Origin of the sequence: Streptomyces sp. NPDC059009 (assembly GCF_042740175.1) — a bacterium.
GTDB lineage: Bacteria > Actinomycetota > Actinomycetes > Streptomycetales > Streptomycetaceae > Streptomyces.
Window position 1 is genome coordinate 1 of sequence record NZ_JBHYJB010000047.1, and the last position, 15,847, is coordinate 15,847.

General features: G+C 68.8%; 18 protein-coding genes. 4 read left to right on the plus strand and 14 right to left on the minus strand.

Annotated features, from left to right (window positions below):
- Positions 1–368: 368 nt before the first annotated feature.
- The 8 genes from ACFWYM_RS36315 to ACFWYM_RS36350 form a co-directional block, all read right to left on the minus strand.
- Positions 369–584 carry an XRE family transcriptional regulator gene (locus tag ACFWYM_RS36315; protein WP_384847011.1) on the minus strand — a complete coding sequence of 72 codons (216 nt, stop codon included), beginning with the start codon at positions 582–584 and terminating at the stop codon, positions 369–371.
- On the minus strand, positions 581–1,165 hold the full coding sequence (locus tag ACFWYM_RS36320) for a Uma2 family endonuclease (RefSeq protein ID WP_384847013.1): 585 nt from the start codon (positions 1,163–1,165) through the stop codon (positions 581–583). Before ACFWYM_RS36320 ends, ACFWYM_RS36315 begins: the two co-directional genes overlap by 4 nt.
- Positions 1,166–1,489: 324 nt before the next feature.
- Positions 1,490–2,791, minus strand: a complete 1,302-nt coding sequence (locus tag ACFWYM_RS36325; RefSeq protein WP_384847015.1) for an MFS transporter — start codon at positions 2,789–2,791, stop codon at positions 1,490–1,492.
- Positions 2,791–3,582: a class I SAM-dependent DNA methyltransferase gene (locus ACFWYM_RS36330; protein WP_384847017.1), complete on the minus strand. Its 792-nt coding sequence runs from the start codon at positions 3,580–3,582 to the stop codon at positions 2,791–2,793. Before ACFWYM_RS36330 ends, ACFWYM_RS36325 begins: the two co-directional genes overlap by 1 nt.
- Positions 3,583–3,654: 72 nt before the next feature.
- Positions 3,655–4,959 carry a cytochrome P450 gene (locus ACFWYM_RS36335; protein ID WP_384847019.1) on the minus strand — a complete coding sequence of 435 codons (1,305 nt, stop codon included), beginning with the start codon at positions 4,957–4,959 and terminating at the stop codon, positions 3,655–3,657.
- 91 nt (positions 4,960–5,050) lie between these two features.
- Positions 5,051–5,176 (minus strand): hypothetical protein, encoded by a 126-nt coding sequence (locus tag ACFWYM_RS36340; protein ID WP_384847021.1) that lies wholly within the window; start codon positions 5,174–5,176, stop codon positions 5,051–5,053.
- A gap of 191 nt (positions 5,177–5,367) precedes the next feature.
- Entirely contained in the window at positions 5,368–5,784 is a 417-nt protein-coding gene (locus tag ACFWYM_RS36345) for a hypothetical protein (protein ID WP_384847023.1), read from the minus strand.
- Positions 5,785–5,897: 113 nt separating this feature from the next.
- Positions 5,898–6,848 carry a LuxR C-terminal-related transcriptional regulator gene (locus ACFWYM_RS36350; protein ID WP_384847025.1) on the minus strand — a complete coding sequence of 317 codons (951 nt, stop codon included), beginning with the start codon at positions 6,846–6,848 and terminating at the stop codon, positions 5,898–5,900.
- 394 nt (positions 6,849–7,242) lie between these two features.
- Here ACFWYM_RS36350 and ACFWYM_RS36355 point away from each other — a divergent pair, with 394 nt between their 5' ends.
- From ACFWYM_RS36355 to ACFWYM_RS36365, 3 genes are all read left to right on the plus strand, one after another.
- Positions 7,243–7,461: a hypothetical protein gene (locus ACFWYM_RS36355; protein ID WP_384847027.1), complete on the plus strand. Its 219-nt coding sequence runs from the start codon at positions 7,243–7,245 to the stop codon at positions 7,459–7,461.
- 62 nt (positions 7,462–7,523) lie between these two features.
- Positions 7,524–7,742, plus strand: a complete 219-nt coding sequence (locus tag ACFWYM_RS36360; RefSeq protein WP_384847029.1) for a response regulator transcription factor — start codon at positions 7,524–7,526, stop codon at positions 7,740–7,742.
- A 324-nt stretch (positions 7,743–8,066) separates the two neighbouring features.
- Positions 8,067–8,963, plus strand: a complete 897-nt coding sequence (locus ACFWYM_RS36365; protein ID WP_384847031.1) for a helix-turn-helix transcriptional regulator — start codon at positions 8,067–8,069, stop codon at positions 8,961–8,963.
- Between the two features lie 21 nt (positions 8,964–8,984).
- Here the strand turns inward: ACFWYM_RS36365 and ACFWYM_RS36370 are convergent, their stop codons facing one another.
- The 3 genes from ACFWYM_RS36370 to ACFWYM_RS36380 are packed head-to-tail and all read right to left on the minus strand — an operon-like array spanning position 8,985 to position 11,660.
- Complete coding sequence (locus ACFWYM_RS36370; RefSeq protein WP_384847033.1) at positions 8,985–10,067, minus strand: hypothetical protein; 1,083 nt, start codon at positions 10,065–10,067, stop codon at positions 8,985–8,987.
- A complete protein-coding gene (locus tag ACFWYM_RS36375) occupies positions 10,064–10,717 on the minus strand; it encodes an NAD(P)H-binding protein (RefSeq protein WP_384847035.1) in 654 nt (217 codons plus the stop codon). Before ACFWYM_RS36375 ends, ACFWYM_RS36370 begins: the two co-directional genes overlap by 4 nt.
- 1 nt (position 10,718) lies before the next feature.
- Positions 10,719–11,660 (minus strand): zinc-binding dehydrogenase, encoded by a 942-nt coding sequence (locus ACFWYM_RS36380; RefSeq protein WP_384847037.1) that lies wholly within the window; start codon positions 11,658–11,660, stop codon positions 10,719–10,721.
- Positions 11,661–11,764: 104 nt separating this feature from the next.
- Between ACFWYM_RS36380 and ACFWYM_RS36385 the strand changes: the two genes are divergently transcribed.
- The gene (locus ACFWYM_RS36385) at positions 11,765–12,676 is read left to right on the plus strand and encodes a LysR substrate-binding domain-containing protein (protein WP_384847039.1); all 912 of its coding nucleotides are present in this window, start codon (positions 11,765–11,767) and stop codon (positions 12,674–12,676) included.
- Between the two features lie 117 nt (positions 12,677–12,793).
- Here the strand turns inward: ACFWYM_RS36385 and ACFWYM_RS36390 are convergent, their stop codons facing one another.
- From ACFWYM_RS36390 to ACFWYM_RS36400, 3 genes are read right to left on the minus strand one after another with little or no spacing between them, the layout of a single operon-like run.
- Positions 12,794–13,879 carry a 3-oxoacyl-ACP synthase III family protein gene (locus ACFWYM_RS36390; RefSeq protein WP_384847041.1) on the minus strand — a complete coding sequence of 362 codons (1,086 nt, stop codon included), beginning with the start codon at positions 13,877–13,879 and terminating at the stop codon, positions 12,794–12,796.
- A gap of 26 nt (positions 13,880–13,905) precedes the next feature.
- Positions 13,906–14,673, minus strand: coding sequence for an HAD family hydrolase (locus ACFWYM_RS36395; RefSeq protein WP_384847043.1), 768 nt, complete (start codon positions 14,671–14,673; stop codon positions 13,906–13,908).
- Positions 14,673–15,737 carry a ScbA/BarX family gamma-butyrolactone biosynthesis protein gene (locus ACFWYM_RS36400; protein ID WP_384847045.1) on the minus strand — a complete coding sequence of 355 codons (1,065 nt, stop codon included), beginning with the start codon at positions 15,735–15,737 and terminating at the stop codon, positions 14,673–14,675. Before ACFWYM_RS36400 ends, ACFWYM_RS36395 begins: the two co-directional genes overlap by 1 nt.
- Positions 15,738–15,847 lie beyond the last annotated feature (110 nt).

Sequence of the window (15,847 nt, forward strand, 5' to 3'; positions counted from 1 at the left end):
CCGCCGCTACGCGGCGGAACCCTGCCGCACTCCGTGCGGCCAATTCCATTGCTCCGCAACGGAATTGATGCTGCGTCACTCCGTGACGCAGGGCTTGAATCGCTCCGCGATTCAGCCAGACGGAATTCGCTCCGCGAATTCCTACCACTAGCAGCAACGCGCGTAGGGCCCTTCCACCGTAAACAAACTGACGGTGCGTCAGAAGATAGCTTGCCCAACACAAGAGCAAAGAAACTACATGCCATAGCAACTCTTCTACCCAAAAGGCGAGTTGATGCTGCATCACTCCGTGACGCAATAATCGAATCTACCTGCAACTCTCTCCGCAAATTCTAAGGCAGACCGGGGTTACTAGATTGACCCTAACATTACGTGGTGAGAGGAATCTCTTCCCCTGCCAAGTCGAGGGCTACAAGGACGAGTTGGGAACCCAGAGCTTCAAGGTAACGGCGGAGCTGACGCTGACTTATTTCTTCAACTGGAAGGCGCTCCAGGCGCGAGATATTAGGTTGAGCCGTGCCCATACGCATAGCGACCTCTGCCTGAGTTAGACCAGCTCGCTCCCTCAGCTGCGCAAGCCTCATTCGTCGTCATCCTTGCCATACCTGCGAAAGGCTCCAGTATCAATCCGCCACTGGCCGAAAGGGACAATGTCACCAAAAATGTAAGGCTCGCTGTTCTGGTACCTACCGTGGTATGGCTCGTCGTGAACAGAGATCGTGCCATCCCGCGGATCAACAATCATGTACAGATTGATACCCATGGCAGGATAGTCAGCCATCTTGTCGACGTAATCATTGTTCGGGTTGGACTTCGACACCACCTCAACGCATGCCAGCACCTCATGCGGAGCGAGGGAATCCCGATCAGAATCGAGCGCGCTCTCGTCACACACCAAAACATCAGGCCGGCGCAGACGACCAATCCTCGGATCCTCTACTTCGGGTCCGGTCTCCGCAACCCACCCCGGATGCGTCACGCCGACCTGCTGGTTGATCTGGTCACGGACCCTGCCAGCAATCCTCTCGTGCCGATTGACCGGACTCATCATCATCATGACCGGACCACCAGCGCCGATCTCCACCGTCCATGAACCTTCGAGATGCTGAGCGAACTCCGAGAGATCATCAGCGATGTTCCGCATCCGGGAATAATCCAGACTCATACCGCGACTATATCAGAAACGATATGTCTGGGCAGAAACTCCAGTGCCCCAAACTTTATCCGTCACTCCTTGTACCACCCATTCCATGAGTCCGAAAATGTGGTGCCATTCTCGCGACGAAGACCATCTAGCGCCCGTCTGCAGGGACTTTGCATCAGGCCGCGTTTGGTGGTGATGGGGGGAGGCGATGCCGCCTGCTAGGCGGTCGAGTTGGTGGGCCAGGGCTTCGTCGACGGGTATGCCGTGGGCTCCGCATTATCCGAAGTCGTGGGTGTGGCCCGGCACTTCGGCCCCTCCGTAAGTGGTCTTCGGGTTGTTCCTGCTTCAGGAACGGCTGGGAGGTGGCGAGGGCACGGCTCGCTGAGAGGGGTTCGCCCGGGCTCCAAGGGGTCGGGCGGTCGTGGGCTGTGCAGCTTGGCGTTCTATCCGGGTGTGGGCTGTTTCGCGGGTGAGGTGGCGTACGTCTGGGACGGTCAGGGCTGCCAGGGTGAGGAGGGTGATGAGGGCTGTGCTGCCCCATAGTGCGGTTGGGGTGCCGGTCAGGTTTTGTATGGGGCCTGCTAGGGCTGTTGCTATGGGGACCATGCCGACTGAGCCGAGCCAGTCGTAGGAGGAGACTCGGGAGAGTTTGTCGGCGGGGATCTCTTGGTGCAGGGCGGTCATCCAGGTGACTGCGAAGATCTCGACGCCGATGCCGCTGGCGGTCATTGTGGCGGCGAGTGCGGGTGGGGGGAGGGTGGTGGCTAGTGCTGCTGGGGGGAGGGCGGCCATGAGGGAGCCGCAGGCGCCGACGAGGAGCATGCGGCGGGGTTTCCAGCGGGTCATGAGTAGTGCGCCGAGGAGTGTGCCTGCTCCGAATGCGGCGAGTGCGGTGCCCCAGGTGGCTGCGCCGCCGAGGTGTTCGCGGGCGACGAGGGGGCCGTATACGGATTGGGTTGCGGCGAACGCCGCGTTGACTATGGCGAATTGGGAGATGATCACCCATAGCCAGCGGCGGTCGGCTACTTCTTGCCAGCCTTCGTGGAGGTCTTGGAGGAGGGTTTTGCTGCGGTGTGTGCGGGGTGGGATGTCGTTGGTGTGGAGGGCGGAGCGGAGCGCTGCGGCTAGGGCGAAGGCTGTTGCGTCGGCGGCTAGGACCCAGCCTGGTCCGGCGTAGGCGGTGAGTGCGCCGCCGAGTGCGGCGCCGGTGATTGTGGCGCCGTTGACGCCGATGCGGAAGGACGCGAAGGCGCGGCTTGCTTGTTCGCGCGGTACGCAGGACAGCAGCATGCCTTCGGCGGCGGGGGCGAAGAAGGCTTGTCCGGTGCCGCCGAGTGCGGCGAGCAGGGCCATCTGCCAGATGGGAGGTGTGCCGGTGAGGACGAGGGCTGCGAAGGTGGCTTGGGAGCAGCAGTTGAGGGTGTTGGCGGCGGCCATGACGCGGTGGCGTGGGAGTCGGTCGGCGACGGCGCCGCCGATGAGCAGGAACGCGATGAGTGGGATGGTGCGGGCTGCGGCTACGAGTCCTACGTCGGTGGCGGTTCCGCCGCTGTGCAGTACGGCGAACGCCGCCGCGACCATGGCCCCGGAGTTGCCCAGGGAGGTGATCGCGGCGGCGGCCGTGAGCAGGCGGTACGTGCGGCCCATCAGCTGGGGATCCGTTCGTACTGGGCTACGTAGGAGACGGTGCGGGGGGTGAATTGCTGTCCTGCCCAGCCGGCGTGGCGGGAGATTCTGCGGAGTCCGGCGAGTTCGGCCATGAGGTCGAGTTCGCTGGGCCAGGTGTAGCGGTAGTGGACGGGCTGGATCTGCACGCCGTTCTTCTCGGAGAGCACGATCGATTCGAGGGAGATGGTTTGGCTGATGGGGTCGTGGCGGGCGGTTTCCAGCCAGACTCCTTCGCCGCGGCGGCCGAGGTGGGCGGTGCGGCGGCCGGAGCGCGAGAACGTGTCGAGCATCGGTACGGGGATCTCGATGACGAAGCGGCCGTGGTCGGCGAGTACGGAGGCGGCTGCTGTCAGGCAGGCGCGCTGGGCGTTGCCGTCCGCCAGGGAGCCGAGGGTGTTGAAGACGCAGTAGACGAGGTCGTATGGGGTGGTGGCGTCCGGGGTGGTGAGGTCGGCGGCCACGGTCATGTCGCCGATGGCGTGCGTGAGTTGGCCGTCGAGGTGTTGTGCCTTGTCCTTGAGGATGTCGAGCATGGCGGGTTCGAGGTCGACGCCGTGGACGCGGATGCCGCGTTCGGCGAGCGGGACGGCCACTCTGCCGGTGCCGACGCCGAGTTCGAGTGCGGTGGGTTCGGTGGCGCCGGTGGTGCGGGCGATGGTGGCGAGGGCGTCGGCGGCCTCGTTCGCCGCGGTGTCGCCGATGGTCTCGGCGATCATGGTGTCGTAGGTGTGGGCCCAGCGCGTGCCGTAGGTCTCTTCGTTGTCGATCACCGGTAGCTCTTTTCGGTCTGCTCGGGCTGGTCGGCCTGCTCGGTCTGCTTGGGCTGCTTGGGCTGCTTGGGCTCAGGTGGTGTGGCGGGGGCGGCAGCGCAGGCGTAGGCCGCGCGGGGTGAGCATGGTGCCGAAGTGGGGGTGCACGGCCGCCGAGGGGTCCGGTTCGACGTGGTGGTGGGCGGCCAGGTGCGCGGTGCACAGGACGAGCAGGGTGTTGCCGAGGGCGCTGCCGATGCAGACGCGGGTGCCGCCGCTGTAGGGGATGTAGGCGTGGCGGTGTCGGGCGCCGCCGCTTGTGTCGGCGAGCCACCGGTCGGGGTCGAGGGTGTCGGCTCGTTCGCCCCACCAGCGTGGGTCGCGTTGGACCAGGTAGGGGCTGAACAGGACGGTCTCGCCCGGTTTCAGGTGTCGGCCGCGTAGTTCGGTGTTGCGGTAGACGCGGCGGCCCATGAGCCAGGTGGGTGGGTAGAGCCGCAGCAGTTCCTTGACGAGTGCTTCGGCCAGCGGGAGGCGGCCGGCGCCGTATGCCTCGGTGAGGTCGGGTTCTGCGCGGGCCTCGGCGGAGACGCGCTCGGCGAGTTCCGGGTTGTCGGCCAGGGCGTGTGCGATCCAGGCTAGTGAGATCGCGGGGACGCCGTAGCCTGCGAGGAGGGTGCCTTTCAGGAAGCCTGCGGCGGTTTTCATGCCGAGGTCGGCGTCCATGAGCATCGAGGCCAGGTCGGTGCCGGGTCCGGTGGTGCGCTCCAGGCGTTCGCGCAGCAGGGCGTTGAGTTCGCGGTCTGCCTCTTGGGCGCGGCGCAGGGCGGGGTCGGGGAGCCAGCGGGGGCGCTGCCATGAGCGGTTCATCAGGACCATGAATGCCTGGAATCGCTGTTCGACGGCGCTGACGACGCGGGGGCTGTCCTCGCCGAGGCAGATGTGTGTGAGCGCGGCGCTGGTGTAGTCGGTGAAGACCCGTTGGGGGTCGAAGAATTGCCCGGCGGTTTGGTGGAGGGTGGCGGCGAATGCGTCGGTGAGTTGTCTGCCGTAGGGCAGGCAGGATTTGGGGCGCATGGCTTTCCATGCCGGTCGGCGTGCCTGCATCCAGGGGCCCGCTTGGGCGTTGGAGAGGGGGGCGTCGGAGATGATCGCTTCTTCGGAGACGAAGTCGGTGTTGGTGCGGGTGTGACAGTCGTGGATGGCGTCCGGGTCGCGGACTACTACTGATGCCGCGTCGAAGCGGAAGAAGTCGCCGTATCGCTTGTGGTTTTCCTGCAGGAAGCGGATGCGGTTCTTCTCGTAGTCGGGCACGTTGCCCACCCATGGCCGGCCGCGGGGGCCGGGGATTTCCGTACCGGCTGGTGTTGTGAGCGCCTCGGCCATTGTCACTGTCATCACCCTTTGTTGTGGTGTGGTGCGGTGTCCGGGGGGCCGGAACGGCCCTTGGGTCAAGGGCCGTTCCGGGCCCGCCTGTCGACCGGTCTGATCAGGCGGCGTCGAAGTGGATGTAGCGGCCGCCCATGCGGGGCTGCGGGACAGCGGACGCGTCGAAGTGGATGTAACGGCCGCCGACCTTGGACTTCGCACCGAGGGCACGCAGAACCTTCGCCATCTCAATTACCTCTTTCCGGTAGCCGGTCATCCCCTGTTGGGATTCCCGAAGTCTTTTGTGCGTCCGGAGAGTTGGGCTCTTCTTTCGGGCCGTTCTCTCGTTCGCAGGAATAACTTTGCCGGATCGGGGTGAGGGGGAATAGTCACGTATTTTCGGTACCGGCAGTCATGGACCGGTTCGCAGGGACACGTTCAGGACTGCTCGTCGAGGTATGTGAGCAAGTACCGTGCGTGCGCGGTGAGTTCGGTGGTCCAGGTGTGGCCCGGGGGAATGTAGAGGACCTCGCCGGGGAGCAGGCGGCAGCGCAGGGTGGGTGGGGTGTCGGGGGCGGCCCGTAGCTGCCAGCTGCCGGCGCCTGCCGTCTGGTGGACCAGGGTGTGTGTGCAGGCCGTGCCCTCGGTGGTGCGGGAGACGTGGGAGATGTCGTCGGGGCGGATGCACCGTGCTGTGTGTCCGGTGAGGCGGGTGATTCCGTCGGCCAGGGCGTCGAGGTCGGCGGCGGTCACCGTGTCCAGATAGGCGGGGTGGTCTTCTTCCGCCCACATGATGCCGGGGCGCCGACCGAGGTGGACGGAGAGGAAGGCGGCGAGTTCTTGCAGGTGACGCATGGGGTGTCTCCGACCGGGCGCCGTGGGGGGCATGTCTGTCGCCACCACCATGCCGTACGCCGCAGGGGCCCGACAGTCACGAGAATCCGGGACCGGCGCTTGCCCGTACGCGGCTATGCGGGGGCGGGGGAATCCCGGTCGAGCAGTCCGCGGGTGGCGGCCGCGGCCCCGGCCTGGAAGCGGCTGGCCGCGTCCAGTTCCTCCATGATGTCGGCGATGTGCCGGCGGGCGGTGCGCAGTGACATGCCGAGCCGTCGGGCGATGGCCTCGTCTTTGAGGCCCGCGGCGAGCAGCCGGAGGATCGTCTCGTGGATCTCGTTGGCCACTTCTTCGAGGCCCTGGCTTGCGGCGTCCGCGAACGGCTTGGCCTGTTCCCATGCGTGCTCGAAGATCTGGCAGAGGTAGGAGACGGTCGCGGGTTCGCGGATGGCGACGGCGCCCCAGGAGTCGTCCTGCACCGGGATGAAGGCGAGTTCGCGGTCGAAGACGATGAGCCGTCCGAACAGGACGTGGCAGGTGCGGTACTGCGCTCCGAGTGCGGACGCTGCGGCGACGTATGCCTGGCTGGGGCCGTTGAAGCGGGCTGTGTGGTGGTACAGGGTGCGGATGCTGATGCCGCGTTCGAGCATGGCGCGGTCGCGGCCGAGCGCTTCCTGCATCGCTTCGGGGACGCGGGAGCCGCCGCCGGGCTGGCTGGTGAGCATCTCGGTTCTGCAGCGGGCCGATGCCCTGTTGAGGGCGGCGCGTACCTCTTGGACGTTGGCCAGTACGTCGAGGGCCGCGGAGGAGGTGTGGCGTAGGTGGTAGTAGGGCAGGAAGCGGTCCAACTCGGCCTGTATGGCTGCGAGTTCGCGTTGCTCCTCGCGTATGCGGGCTTCCAGTGGGGCCGCTCTGCGGGCTGATGCGGTCTCGGGTGCGACGGCGAAGACGGTGCCTTCGTTCTCGGGGTCGGCCTGCAGCAGCCCGGCGGCGTGCAGGCGGGTGACGCTGCGCTCGGCGGCGTCGCGGGGGATGCCGATGCCTGTGGCGAGGGCGTCGGGGTCGGCGGTGTGGTGTTCGAGCACCCAGGAGTAGACGAGAGGGTCGGTGTCGTGCTCCGTTGACGCGTCTGTCTCTGTGGCTGCCTCTGCCGGTGCCTCTGTGGCTGTCTCTGCCGCTGTTCCTGCGGCTGGCGGTCTGTCTTCTGGCGCGGCGGTCGCGTCTTCGCCGTCCGAAGGGGTTCTGCCCGGCGGCGCCTCGCTCGAAGGAACCTCCGCTATGTCCCCGGTCGCGGACCCCGAAGCCCCCTCCTGTCCGCCTTTGCCCATTTCTGTTCCCCTGTCGCTTTACTGTCAGGCACTTTGGTGAGGCGCCCGGACCCTCGCGGTCAGGATAGGCACCGGCACAGGCTGTTCCTCGTCCGAACACGACGGATTCCCGGCCACTTGGGAATCCGGACGACGAACAGGAGAAGTTGCCATGAATCGCCCGTCGTTGCGTCGCCGTCTGTCGGTATCCGCGCTGTTCACCGCGGTCCTCGTGACCGGCGCCCCCGCCGTCGCGCATGCCGCAGCTCCGCTCCCCGCGACGTCGACGGTGCGCTCCGCGCCGGCCGCCGAGGCGACCTCGAGCGACGACGGCCACACCTCGGTCTGCCCCCCGTCCGGCCCCTGCAACGACAGCTCCTGGGGCGGCTGACCCCCGCCCGGGCCCGCCTTGCCCCGCCCCGCTCTCCCTCTCCGTCCGTCCTGGAGTCCGTCATGACCGAAACCGTTGCCACTCCGCCCGCTCTCACCCACCGCGAGCAGCAGGTCCTCACGCTCCTCGCGGGCGGCGACACTTACTGGTCCATCGCCCGCCAGTTGAAGATCAGCCCACATACCGTCGACACGTATCTGCGTCGCCTGCGTGGCAAGACCGGTGCGACCAATCGGACCCAACTCACCCTCCTCGCCTTCCAGTTGGGGTACATGAACTGATCTCGCCGCATCGCACCCCGTCTCAGCGCCCTGCCCGGGCTCCGCTCAGCCCGGGCAGGGCGCGGGCGTGTCGGAGCGCCCGGTGCTGTCGTCGACCCGCTCCTTCATGGGTGAGCAGTTCCTCGTCCGTTGTCACGGACCTCCCCTTCCACGGACCTCCCCTTCCACGGGCCGCGCCTTCCGGGGCCCCCTCCCCCTTCTTGTGGCCGTTCCGCAAAAGCGTTCGCTGCCTACTGAAGGTGGTGCTCCGGGCACGGATCGGATGACCGGCTGGGGCAGTTTCCCTGGGTGCGCTCAGGAGTGTCGGCGCGGGAGACTCCTGGCATGGACTCATCTGCCTGTTTAGGGGATTTCCTGCGTCTGCAGCGCCGTCGCGTGTCGCCGGGGGAGGTCGGGCTGCGGGGTGGTGCAGGGCTGCTTTCGGCTGGTGGCTTGGGGCGTGAGGAGGTGGCGCGGTTGGCGGGGATCAGTCTGGATCAGTACACGCGGATCGAGCAGGGGCTTGCGCACGGTGTGGAGGTGTCGGTACTCGAGTCGCTGGCACGGGCATTGCGTCTTGATGAGGCTCACCGGGTGCGGCTGCTCGAACTGGCGGGCAGTCAGGCTTCGTCGGCGGAGAGCTGCCGTCTGCGGCGGGTGCCGGAGTCGTTGCCGTCATTGCCGGTGGTGTTGGTCGATCATCGCTGGGACATCGTGGCCTGGAATCCTCTGGGACGTGCGCTGCTGGCCTGGCATTTGCACCGGAGTGAGCCTTCTTTGCCGTATGCGTACGTGGATCCGGATGCGTATGTGGATCCGGATGCGCCTTCGGATCGAGGTGTGGGGGTGAACCTGGCGCGGATGTTGTTTCTCGAGGCGCGTACTCGGAGGCTCTTCGCGGATTGGGCGGGTGAGGCGGCGTGGGTGGTTGCAGGGCTGCGGCAGGCTGCCGTGCGGTTTCCGCGGGATCGGAGGCTGGCGGGAGTCGTCGCTGAACTCACCGGGCTGTGCGGTGAGTTCGAGGCCATGTGGTCCGATCCCGCGGTCCGGAGCGCGGGGTGCCCGGATGGGGGCGGGGCTGCTCTGTTCGAGCATCCCGCGGTGGGCTTTCTGGAGCTGTCGCGTGTGGTGCTGCAGCATGAGGATCAGTGCGGGGCGCGGGCGCTGGTGTTCAGTGCGGAGCCGGGGTCGGTGTCGCAGCGGCTGCTCGAGGAGTTGTCGCCGAGGTGTGTCGCGCGCTGAAGGGTCGTTGAGGGGTCATGTTCAGTCGCGTGCGGTGAGAAGAGGGTAGGCGCGGTCGCGGCGTGGGGGTACGGCGAAGGTGGCGCGGCTGCGTACTTCCATGAAGGCGTTGATGCCGTTGCGGCGTCGTACTCCGATGCGGGCGTGGTGGGTGGGGGCGTCGCCCGCGTTCATGACGGCCCGGGTGGCGTTGAAGTCCTCCATGGTGCGCTGCAGTGACACGAAGTGGGTACCGGGGGTGCCGTGGTCGAGGGTGGCGAAGTCTCTGCGGTTGATGCGGGGGACGCCGCCGAGCCGGGCTCGTCCGGTGGCCTGGGCGTGGCCTACGCGGCCGTGGGCGGCGGCGGTGGCGGGCAGGGTGTCGGCGTCGCTCTTGGCGTCGTCGGCGAGGCGTTCGGCCTGGTCGGCGCTGATGTGCGGGGAGTACATCTGGGCGCTTCGGGTGTCGGGGTCTTGTTCGTACCAGCTGTCGGTGTCGAGGTCGATGTAGCTGACGTGCATGGTGGTGCCGCCGGTGAGGGGTCCGGTGGTGATGGTGATGCTGTCTTCGGGTGCTTGGTTGCCGCGCAGTCCGGAGTGGAAGCCGAGCATGAGGGGGGCTCGGTCGGGGATGGCGGCGTCTGGTCTGCGGGCCGCGGGGAGGCCGCGTCCGACGAATCCGGTGCGCAGGTCGGTGAGTTGGAGGCGTTCTCGCTGGTCGAGAGGGCCGTCGCCGAAGAGGCGGTCGGTGATGTCGGCGAGGATGTCTTCGTTGTCGGATGCGAGGTGGAGGCAGGCGTCGTAGCTTTCGAGGCGGGGGTTCTCCCAGCGGGCCATGGGGGCGGGGCGGGCGACGGGTGAGCGGTGGCCGGTGTGCTGCTCGAACCAGCCGGGTCCCCAGCCGATGCAGGTGAGCATGCCTGTGGGGCCGTGCGGCAGTTCCTGTTCGAGGGTGCGCAGGGTGGTTTCGAGGTGGTCGGCGTCGGCGGCGGTGGGGGTGCCGGTGACGTCGAGCATGAGGAGCCGGTGGTGGCGGGGGGCGAGGGGGCGGCCTTCCTCGTCGTGGTCGAAGGTTGCTTCCCAGGCGTGTTGGGCGGCGGGCAGGGTGTGGGTGGTGGTGGTCATGCCGGCTCCTTGGCGGGGCGGGGGGCGGGTGTTGCGGTGGCGGGGTCGTGGTGGAGGCCGGCGAAGGCGGCGGCCCAGTCGGTGAGGGGTTCGCCGGGTTCGTTGTAGAGGGCGAAGGTGGTGCCGCGGGCGGTGGGTTGTTCCACGGCGGCGACCATGGTGGCGGCGATGTCGGCGCGGGCCACCATGCCGTCGGTGTGGGGGTGTTGGGTGAGGGTCAGGGCGTGGGATGCGGGTGGGTCGTCGGTCATCCAGGTGGGGCGGACGATGGTGTAGGGCAGTCCGCCGGTGCGGAGGGCTTGTTCGGCGGCGATGCGGCTGGGCAGGAGCGTGGTGCTGGTGCGGTTGAGCGGATGGGCGGGGCCGTGGCCGACGGCGAAGGAGCTGAGCAGGACGATCTGGGGTGGGTGCGGGGCGCGGGTGGCTTCGCGCAGCAGGAGGTGGGTGGCGTGTTCGGTGTGGCGGCGGGCGTCGCCGCGTTTGGGTACGAGGATGAGGGCGTCGGCGCCGTGGAGTGCGGGGACGAGGGTGGCGGTGTCCTCGATATCGGGGATGAACCGTATGTCGTGGCCGCGGGAGGCGGCGTGGGTGGCGGTGATGGTGCCGGTCGATGCCTTGTGGGCGGCGGAGGCGATGGCGATGCGGGCCATGTCAGACCGCGCTGTCGACGAGGAGGGCGGCTTTGCCGGAGAGGCGCCGTTCGCGTAGGGCGGTCATCACCTCGGGCAGTCGCTCCCAGGGTTCGGTGTGGCCCAGGACGGGGGTCATCTGTCCGTTCTTGATGGTGCGCAGAAGCAGGGTGAGGTCTTCGGTGACGGATTCGCCGGAGCCGAAGACCCAGAAGGGGTGGAGGGTTTGGTGTGCGTGGGGCACGAAGGAGGCGATGGAGAGGGCTGCGGTGCGTCCCGATGAGGTGCCGAGCAGCACGAGGTTGCCGAGGGGCGCGAGTCGTTTGAGTGCGGCGACGAGGACTTCTCCGCCGACGGATTCGAGGATGAGGTCGAAGTCGCCTTCGGCCTGGGCGAGTGAGGTGACGGTGTGGGTGGCGCCGAGTGCCTTGAGGTCAAGGGTGCGGTGGGTGCCGGTGAGTGCGGTCACTTCGGCGCCTTCGGCGGCGGCGAGTTGGACGGCGAAGGAGCCGACGCCGCCGCTGGCGCCGGTGATGAGGACGCGTCGGCCGAGCAGTGGTCCGCCGCGGCGCAGGGCGCGCAGGGCGGTGAGTCCGGCGACGCCGAGGGTGGCCGCGGACTTGGCTTCGACTCCGTCGGGGATGTGGGCGATGCGGTGGGTGGGGACGGCGGTGTACTGGGCCCAGCCGCCGAAGTCGGCCATGGCGGCGACGCGGGTGCCGAGGGCGGGGCCGCTGCCGTCCGCCGCTTCGCGGACGATGTGTCCGGCGAGGTCCTGGCCGGGGCGCCAGCCTTCGGCGCGCTTGGCGAAGAGGCGGAGTTCGCCGCGGTTGACGGAGAATGCCTCGACGCGTACGAGGGCCTCGTCGGGGGCGGGTTCGGGCAGGGGGACGGTGCGCAGTCGGGGTCCGTCGGGGGTCCCGACGTAGGCGCGCATGGTGTCGGGGAGGGGTGTCGTCGTCATGCCTTTCACGGTAGGAAGGCGCCTGGGGTGGAGGGAAAGACCAGGTGGCTATGGGTTCAGAAGCGGTGGTTATGAATGGGCTGCCACCCGCATAGTCTGGGCGGGTGACTCCTGAGGCTCGGTTGTTGCGTTATTTCCTGGCGGTGGCGGAGGAGGAGAACTTCACGCGTGCCGCGGCGCGGCTGCACATCGCGCAGCCGGCGCTGAGTGCGCAGATCCGCCAGCTGGAGGGGCAGTTGGGGGTGCGGTTGCTGTTCCGTACGACGCGGGTGGTGCGGCTGACGGAGGCGGGGCGGGCCGTTCGGGATCGTGGGGCGGCGGCGCTCGCGGCGCTGGACGAGGTGTGGGACGCGGCGCGGCGTGCGGGGCGTGGTGAGCTGGGGCGGCTGCGGCTCGCGTACAGCGCGAGTGCCGGGTACGGGACCGTGCCGCAGCTGGTTGAGGCGCTTGCGGCGGTGTATCCGGAGATTCAGGTGGGTGCGGAGGTGACGCGTACCCCGGACATCGCGCATGCGGTGCTTGCCGGTTCGGCGGATGTGGGGGTGGCGCGGTCGGCCGTGGCGGTGCCGGGGGTGCGGTTGCGGTCGTTGCGGGCGGAGCGTCGGGGGGTGTTGGTGTCGGATGGGCATCCGCTGGCGGGGGCGGCGGAGGTGGGGGTGGCGGAGGTGGCGGAGTTCCCGGTGCTGGTGCACTCGCGGGAGGCGAATCCGGGACATTACGACGGTCTGGTGGAGCTGTTCGGGCAGGCGGGGGTGCAGCCGGCTCTGGTGGAGCGGCCGGTCTCCTTCGATCCGACGCAGCGCTTGTTGCGGGATGGCCGGGTGGTGGGTGTGGTGGGTGAGGCGTCGGCGGATGGTCTCGCGGACTGGCTGCGGTGGATTCCGCTGCGTGGGGTGCCGCCGCTGTGGGTTCAACTGGTGTTGTCCGAGGGCGAGTTGTCGCCTGTCGCGGCGCGCTTCGCGGAGGTGGCGGTGGCCATGGCGGAGCGGGAGGGGTGGCTGCCCGACGGGGGGTGAGCGGTGCGGGGCCGGGGCCGGGGCGGGCGGGGCCGGGTGTGCCGATGCCGCTCAGGGCCCGGGGTGGGCGTGAGCGGCATCGGGTAGGTGGGGCGGGAGGGGCTCCTGGGACGGCCGTTACATCGTGGCGAGGCCGGCAGGCAGGAGGGGCAGGATGCCGCGGCAGCGTTCTGCCAGGGGCAGTGTGGCGGTGGGCGGCGTGGAGTGGGCCGTGGGGGCCCAGCTCATGAGCGCCGTGCCGATGGACATGCCGCCGCCGAACGCGCTGAGCACCATCAGGTCGCCTTCGGCGAGACGGCCCGCGCGGTGTGCCTCGTCGAGGGTGACGGGGACGGAGGCGGCGCCGGTGTTTCCGTACCACTCGAGGGACATGTGCAGTGTGGCGGAGCCGAGTCCGAGGCTCGGCCAGACTTCCGTGAGCATCGCGCCGTTGGCCTGGTGCGGAACGAAGTGGGCGATACGGTCGCCGGCCGTGCCGGCCTCCTCGAGGAGTCCGGCGACGGCGGCGGGCAGGTGTTCGTGGACGAAGGAGCGGACGCCGCGTCCGTCCATCTGGAAGTAGTGCCCGCCCTGGGCGAGGGTCTCGGGTGCGGCGGGGAGCCGGCTGCCGCCGGCGGGCACGCGGATGAGGCCGTGTGCGTCTCCTCGGGTCTGGAGGCTGGTGTGGGTGACGCCGGATCCTTCGGGGACGGGCCCCACTACGACGGCCCCCGCGCCGTCGCCGAAGAGGATCGCCGTCTTGCGGTCGGTGTAATCGAGGATCCGGGAGTAGATGTCGGCTCCGATGACGAGGCCGTAGCCCTGTCCGCCGTCGGCGCGGAGCATGCGTTCGGTGATGGCGAGGGCGTAGACGAAGCCGCTGCACACGGAGTTGATGTCGAAGCAGGCGGCAGCCCTGGCGTCGATGAGGTGCTGCACGATGGCGGCGGTCGCGGGCTGTGGGTGGTCGGGGGTGGAGGTGGCGACCACGATGTAGGAGATGTCTGAGGGCCGCAGGCCGCTCTGTTCGAGCGCGCGCCGGGCGGCCGCGGCGGCGAGGTCGGAGGTCGCCTCATGAGGGGCGGCGCGGCGGCGCTCGCGGATGCCGGTCTTTCGGACGATCCATTCGTCGGTGACGCCCGCGGTGCGGGCGATCTCCTCGTTGCTCACCACCTGGTCGGGCAGGTGGGAGCCGGTGCTGACGATTCCTATGGGATGGTGCATGGCCTCTCCTGGGCGTGGGTGGGGCATCAGGGGGCGGCGGGTGCCAGGGGGTACGACGGTGCGGCGAGCCGCTCCCAGCCGTGCCGCCGCGCGTGTGCGCCGAGTACGGGGTCCGCGCCGACGGCCACGGGTGTGCCGACGGAGGCGAGCAGTTCGATGTCGCTGTGGTGGTCGCCGTATGCGGTGCACGCGGCGGGGTCGAGGCCGTGGCAGGCCGCGACGATGCGGGCCGCGCGCGCCTTGGCTGTGCCGATCATCGGGGTCACGACGTCGCCGGTGAGGAGTCCGTCGCGGATCACGGGGCGGGTGCCGATGGCCCAGTCGGCGCCGGTGTGGCGGGCGAGCGGGTCGAGGCAGGCGTAGAAGGAGCCGGACAGGAGGACCACGAAGTCGCCGCGCTGTCTGTGCTGGTGGAGGCGGTGTGCGGTCTCGGGGATCAGGAGGTCGCCCGTGGTCAGTTCGGCGTCGAACCAGGCGTGGCCCGCGTCGGCGAGGCGGGCCGCGCTCTCCCCGGCGTACAGGCGGTAGTAGCGGCGGTTGATCTCGGACCGGGGTACGCCCTGCGCGGCGGCCCGGTGCAGCGGTGTGGTGAGGCGGTCGTAGGTGCTGTCGGGTTCGCCGCGCCGGTTCAGGTGGAAGCGCAGGAAGCTGAACATGCTCTTGGGGCGGATGAGGGTCTCGTCCACGTCGAAGAACGCCGCGGCGCCGGTGCCGGTGCCGGTGTCGGTGTCGGTGTCGGTGTCGGTGTCGGTGTCGGCCGTCATGGTGCCTGCCGCGGTGGTGTGGCGGCTCATCAGCCCTGTGCTCCGATGCGGGAGAAGGACAGGGAGAAGACGCACAGGGAGGCGCCGTTCTGGGTGGCTTCGACGCGTACCGGCACCTGGTCGATGCCTGTCTGGTCCGGATCGCCGAGCTCCACCATGCCGCCCTGGGTGTAGTAGGCGCCGGTGGCGTCGGGGTCGGTGCTGCGCTGTTCGCCGACCTCGGCGGTGAGGTGCGTGGTGTGCTCCAGTTCGCCGAACCTGCTGAAGGTCACGGACAGGTCGGTGGGGAAGGTGCGGGACGGGGACATGCCGTGGACGTCCAGGGCCCCGAACAGGGCGAGCTGGCGGGCGGCTTCGGCGATGACCATGCCGGGCAGGTGGTCCTGGGGGTGGTCGAACATGCTGGGGTGGCTGCCGGGGATGCGCAAGGTGGCGGTGGCCGTGCTGCCGTGGCTGGTGGCGTCGGTGAGGACGACGTTGTCGGCGTTGGCGCGGCCGACGAGGTACGGCTCCACGGGGGTCCCGGGCGGACCCTGTGGGTAGGTGGCCGAGGTGGGCAGTGGCTTGCCGTCGCGGTTGTTCAGCCTCAACTCCAGGTAGTTAGCCGGGGACTTGAAGCGCAGGCCGATCGAGGCCCGGCCGATGCTGGTGCCCTTGACCCCCAGGTCCATGTCGTAGTCGAGACCGGTGGTGCGGCCGTCGCGCCTGCGGTGGCCGGTGACCGTGACGTGCAGGGACAGTGCGCAGGGGGCCGTGCCGACGACGATCCGCTCGGGCCGGGTCAGATGGATCCGCAGGTGGGTGAGGATGAACTTGTGGTCCTCGGGGACCGCGTAGAAGGCATGGGCGCCGGCGAGGGCGGACTGCCTGCACGCCTCGAGGAGCAGCACCGGGTCGTAGGTGCTGGGCCGCAGCAGGTGGTCGCCGTAGTAGGCGTGTGAGCGCGGGAGTTGGGCGCCGGCGGCGTAGCTGGAGTCGCCGACCGGCTGCAGGTCGGTGAGGAATACCTCGCCGAGCGAGTCCCGGTGGACGAGGGCCCGGTCGACGGTGCGGGTGTAGCTGAGTGTCGGCATCTCGATGACGGTCGCGGTCATGGCTGGTCTGCTTTCTGTGATGGGGCTTGCTGGTGCGGTGGGTTGGGCTGGTGCGGTGCTGGTGCCGTGGAGGGGGCTGGTGCTGCTGGGGTCTGCTGCTGTCGTGGGGG

Bases quoted from the DNA above. Each gene is read 5' to 3' on its own strand.
- ACFWYM_RS36370 (WP_384847033.1), bottom strand. From the start codon at position 10,067: ATGACCACCACCACCCACACCCTGCCCGCCGCCCAACACGCCTGGGAA.
- ACFWYM_RS36335 (WP_384847019.1), bottom strand. From the start codon at position 4,959: ATGACAGTGACAATGGCCGAGGCGCTCACAACACCAGCCGGTACGGAA.
- ACFWYM_RS36315 (WP_384847011.1), bottom strand. From the start codon at position 584: ATGAGGCTTGCGCAGCTGAGGGAGCGAGCTGGTCTAACTCAGGCAGAG.
- ACFWYM_RS36320 (WP_384847013.1), bottom strand. From the start codon at position 1,165: ATGAGTCTGGATTATTCCCGGATGCGGAACATCGCTGATGATCTCTCG.
- ACFWYM_RS36380 (WP_384847037.1), bottom strand. From the start codon at position 11,660: ATGACGACGACACCCCTCCCCGACACCATGCGCGCCTACGTCGGGACC.
- ACFWYM_RS36400 (WP_384847045.1), bottom strand. From the start codon at position 15,737: ATGACCGCGACCGTCATCGAGATGCCGACACTCAGCTACACCCGCACC.
- ACFWYM_RS36345 (WP_384847023.1), bottom strand. From the start codon at position 5,784: ATGCGTCACCTGCAAGAACTCGCCGCCTTCCTCTCCGTCCACCTCGGT.
- ACFWYM_RS36365 (WP_384847031.1), top strand. From the start codon at position 8,067: ATGGACTCATCTGCCTGTTTAGGGGATTTCCTGCGTCTGCAGCGCCGT.
- ACFWYM_RS36390 (WP_384847041.1), bottom strand. From the start codon at position 13,879: ATGCACCATCCCATAGGAATCGTCAGCACCGGCTCCCACCTGCCCGAC.
- ACFWYM_RS36325 (WP_384847015.1), bottom strand. From the start codon at position 2,791: ATGGGCCGCACGTACCGCCTGCTCACGGCCGCCGCCGCGATCACCTCC.
- ACFWYM_RS36395 (WP_384847043.1), bottom strand. From the start codon at position 14,673: ATGAGCCGCCACACCACCGCGGCAGGCACCATGACGGCCGACACCGAC.
- ACFWYM_RS36355 (WP_384847027.1), top strand. From the start codon at position 7,243: ATGAATCGCCCGTCGTTGCGTCGCCGTCTGTCGGTATCCGCGCTGTTC.
- ACFWYM_RS36340 (WP_384847021.1), bottom strand. From the start codon at position 5,176: ATGGCGAAGGTTCTGCGTGCCCTCGGTGCGAAGTCCAAGGTCGGCGGC.
- ACFWYM_RS36360 (WP_384847029.1), top strand. From the start codon at position 7,524: ATGACCGAAACCGTTGCCACTCCGCCCGCTCTCACCCACCGCGAGCAG.
- ACFWYM_RS36375 (WP_384847035.1), bottom strand. From the start codon at position 10,717: ATGGCCCGCATCGCCATCGCCTCCGCCGCCCACAAGGCATCGACCGGC.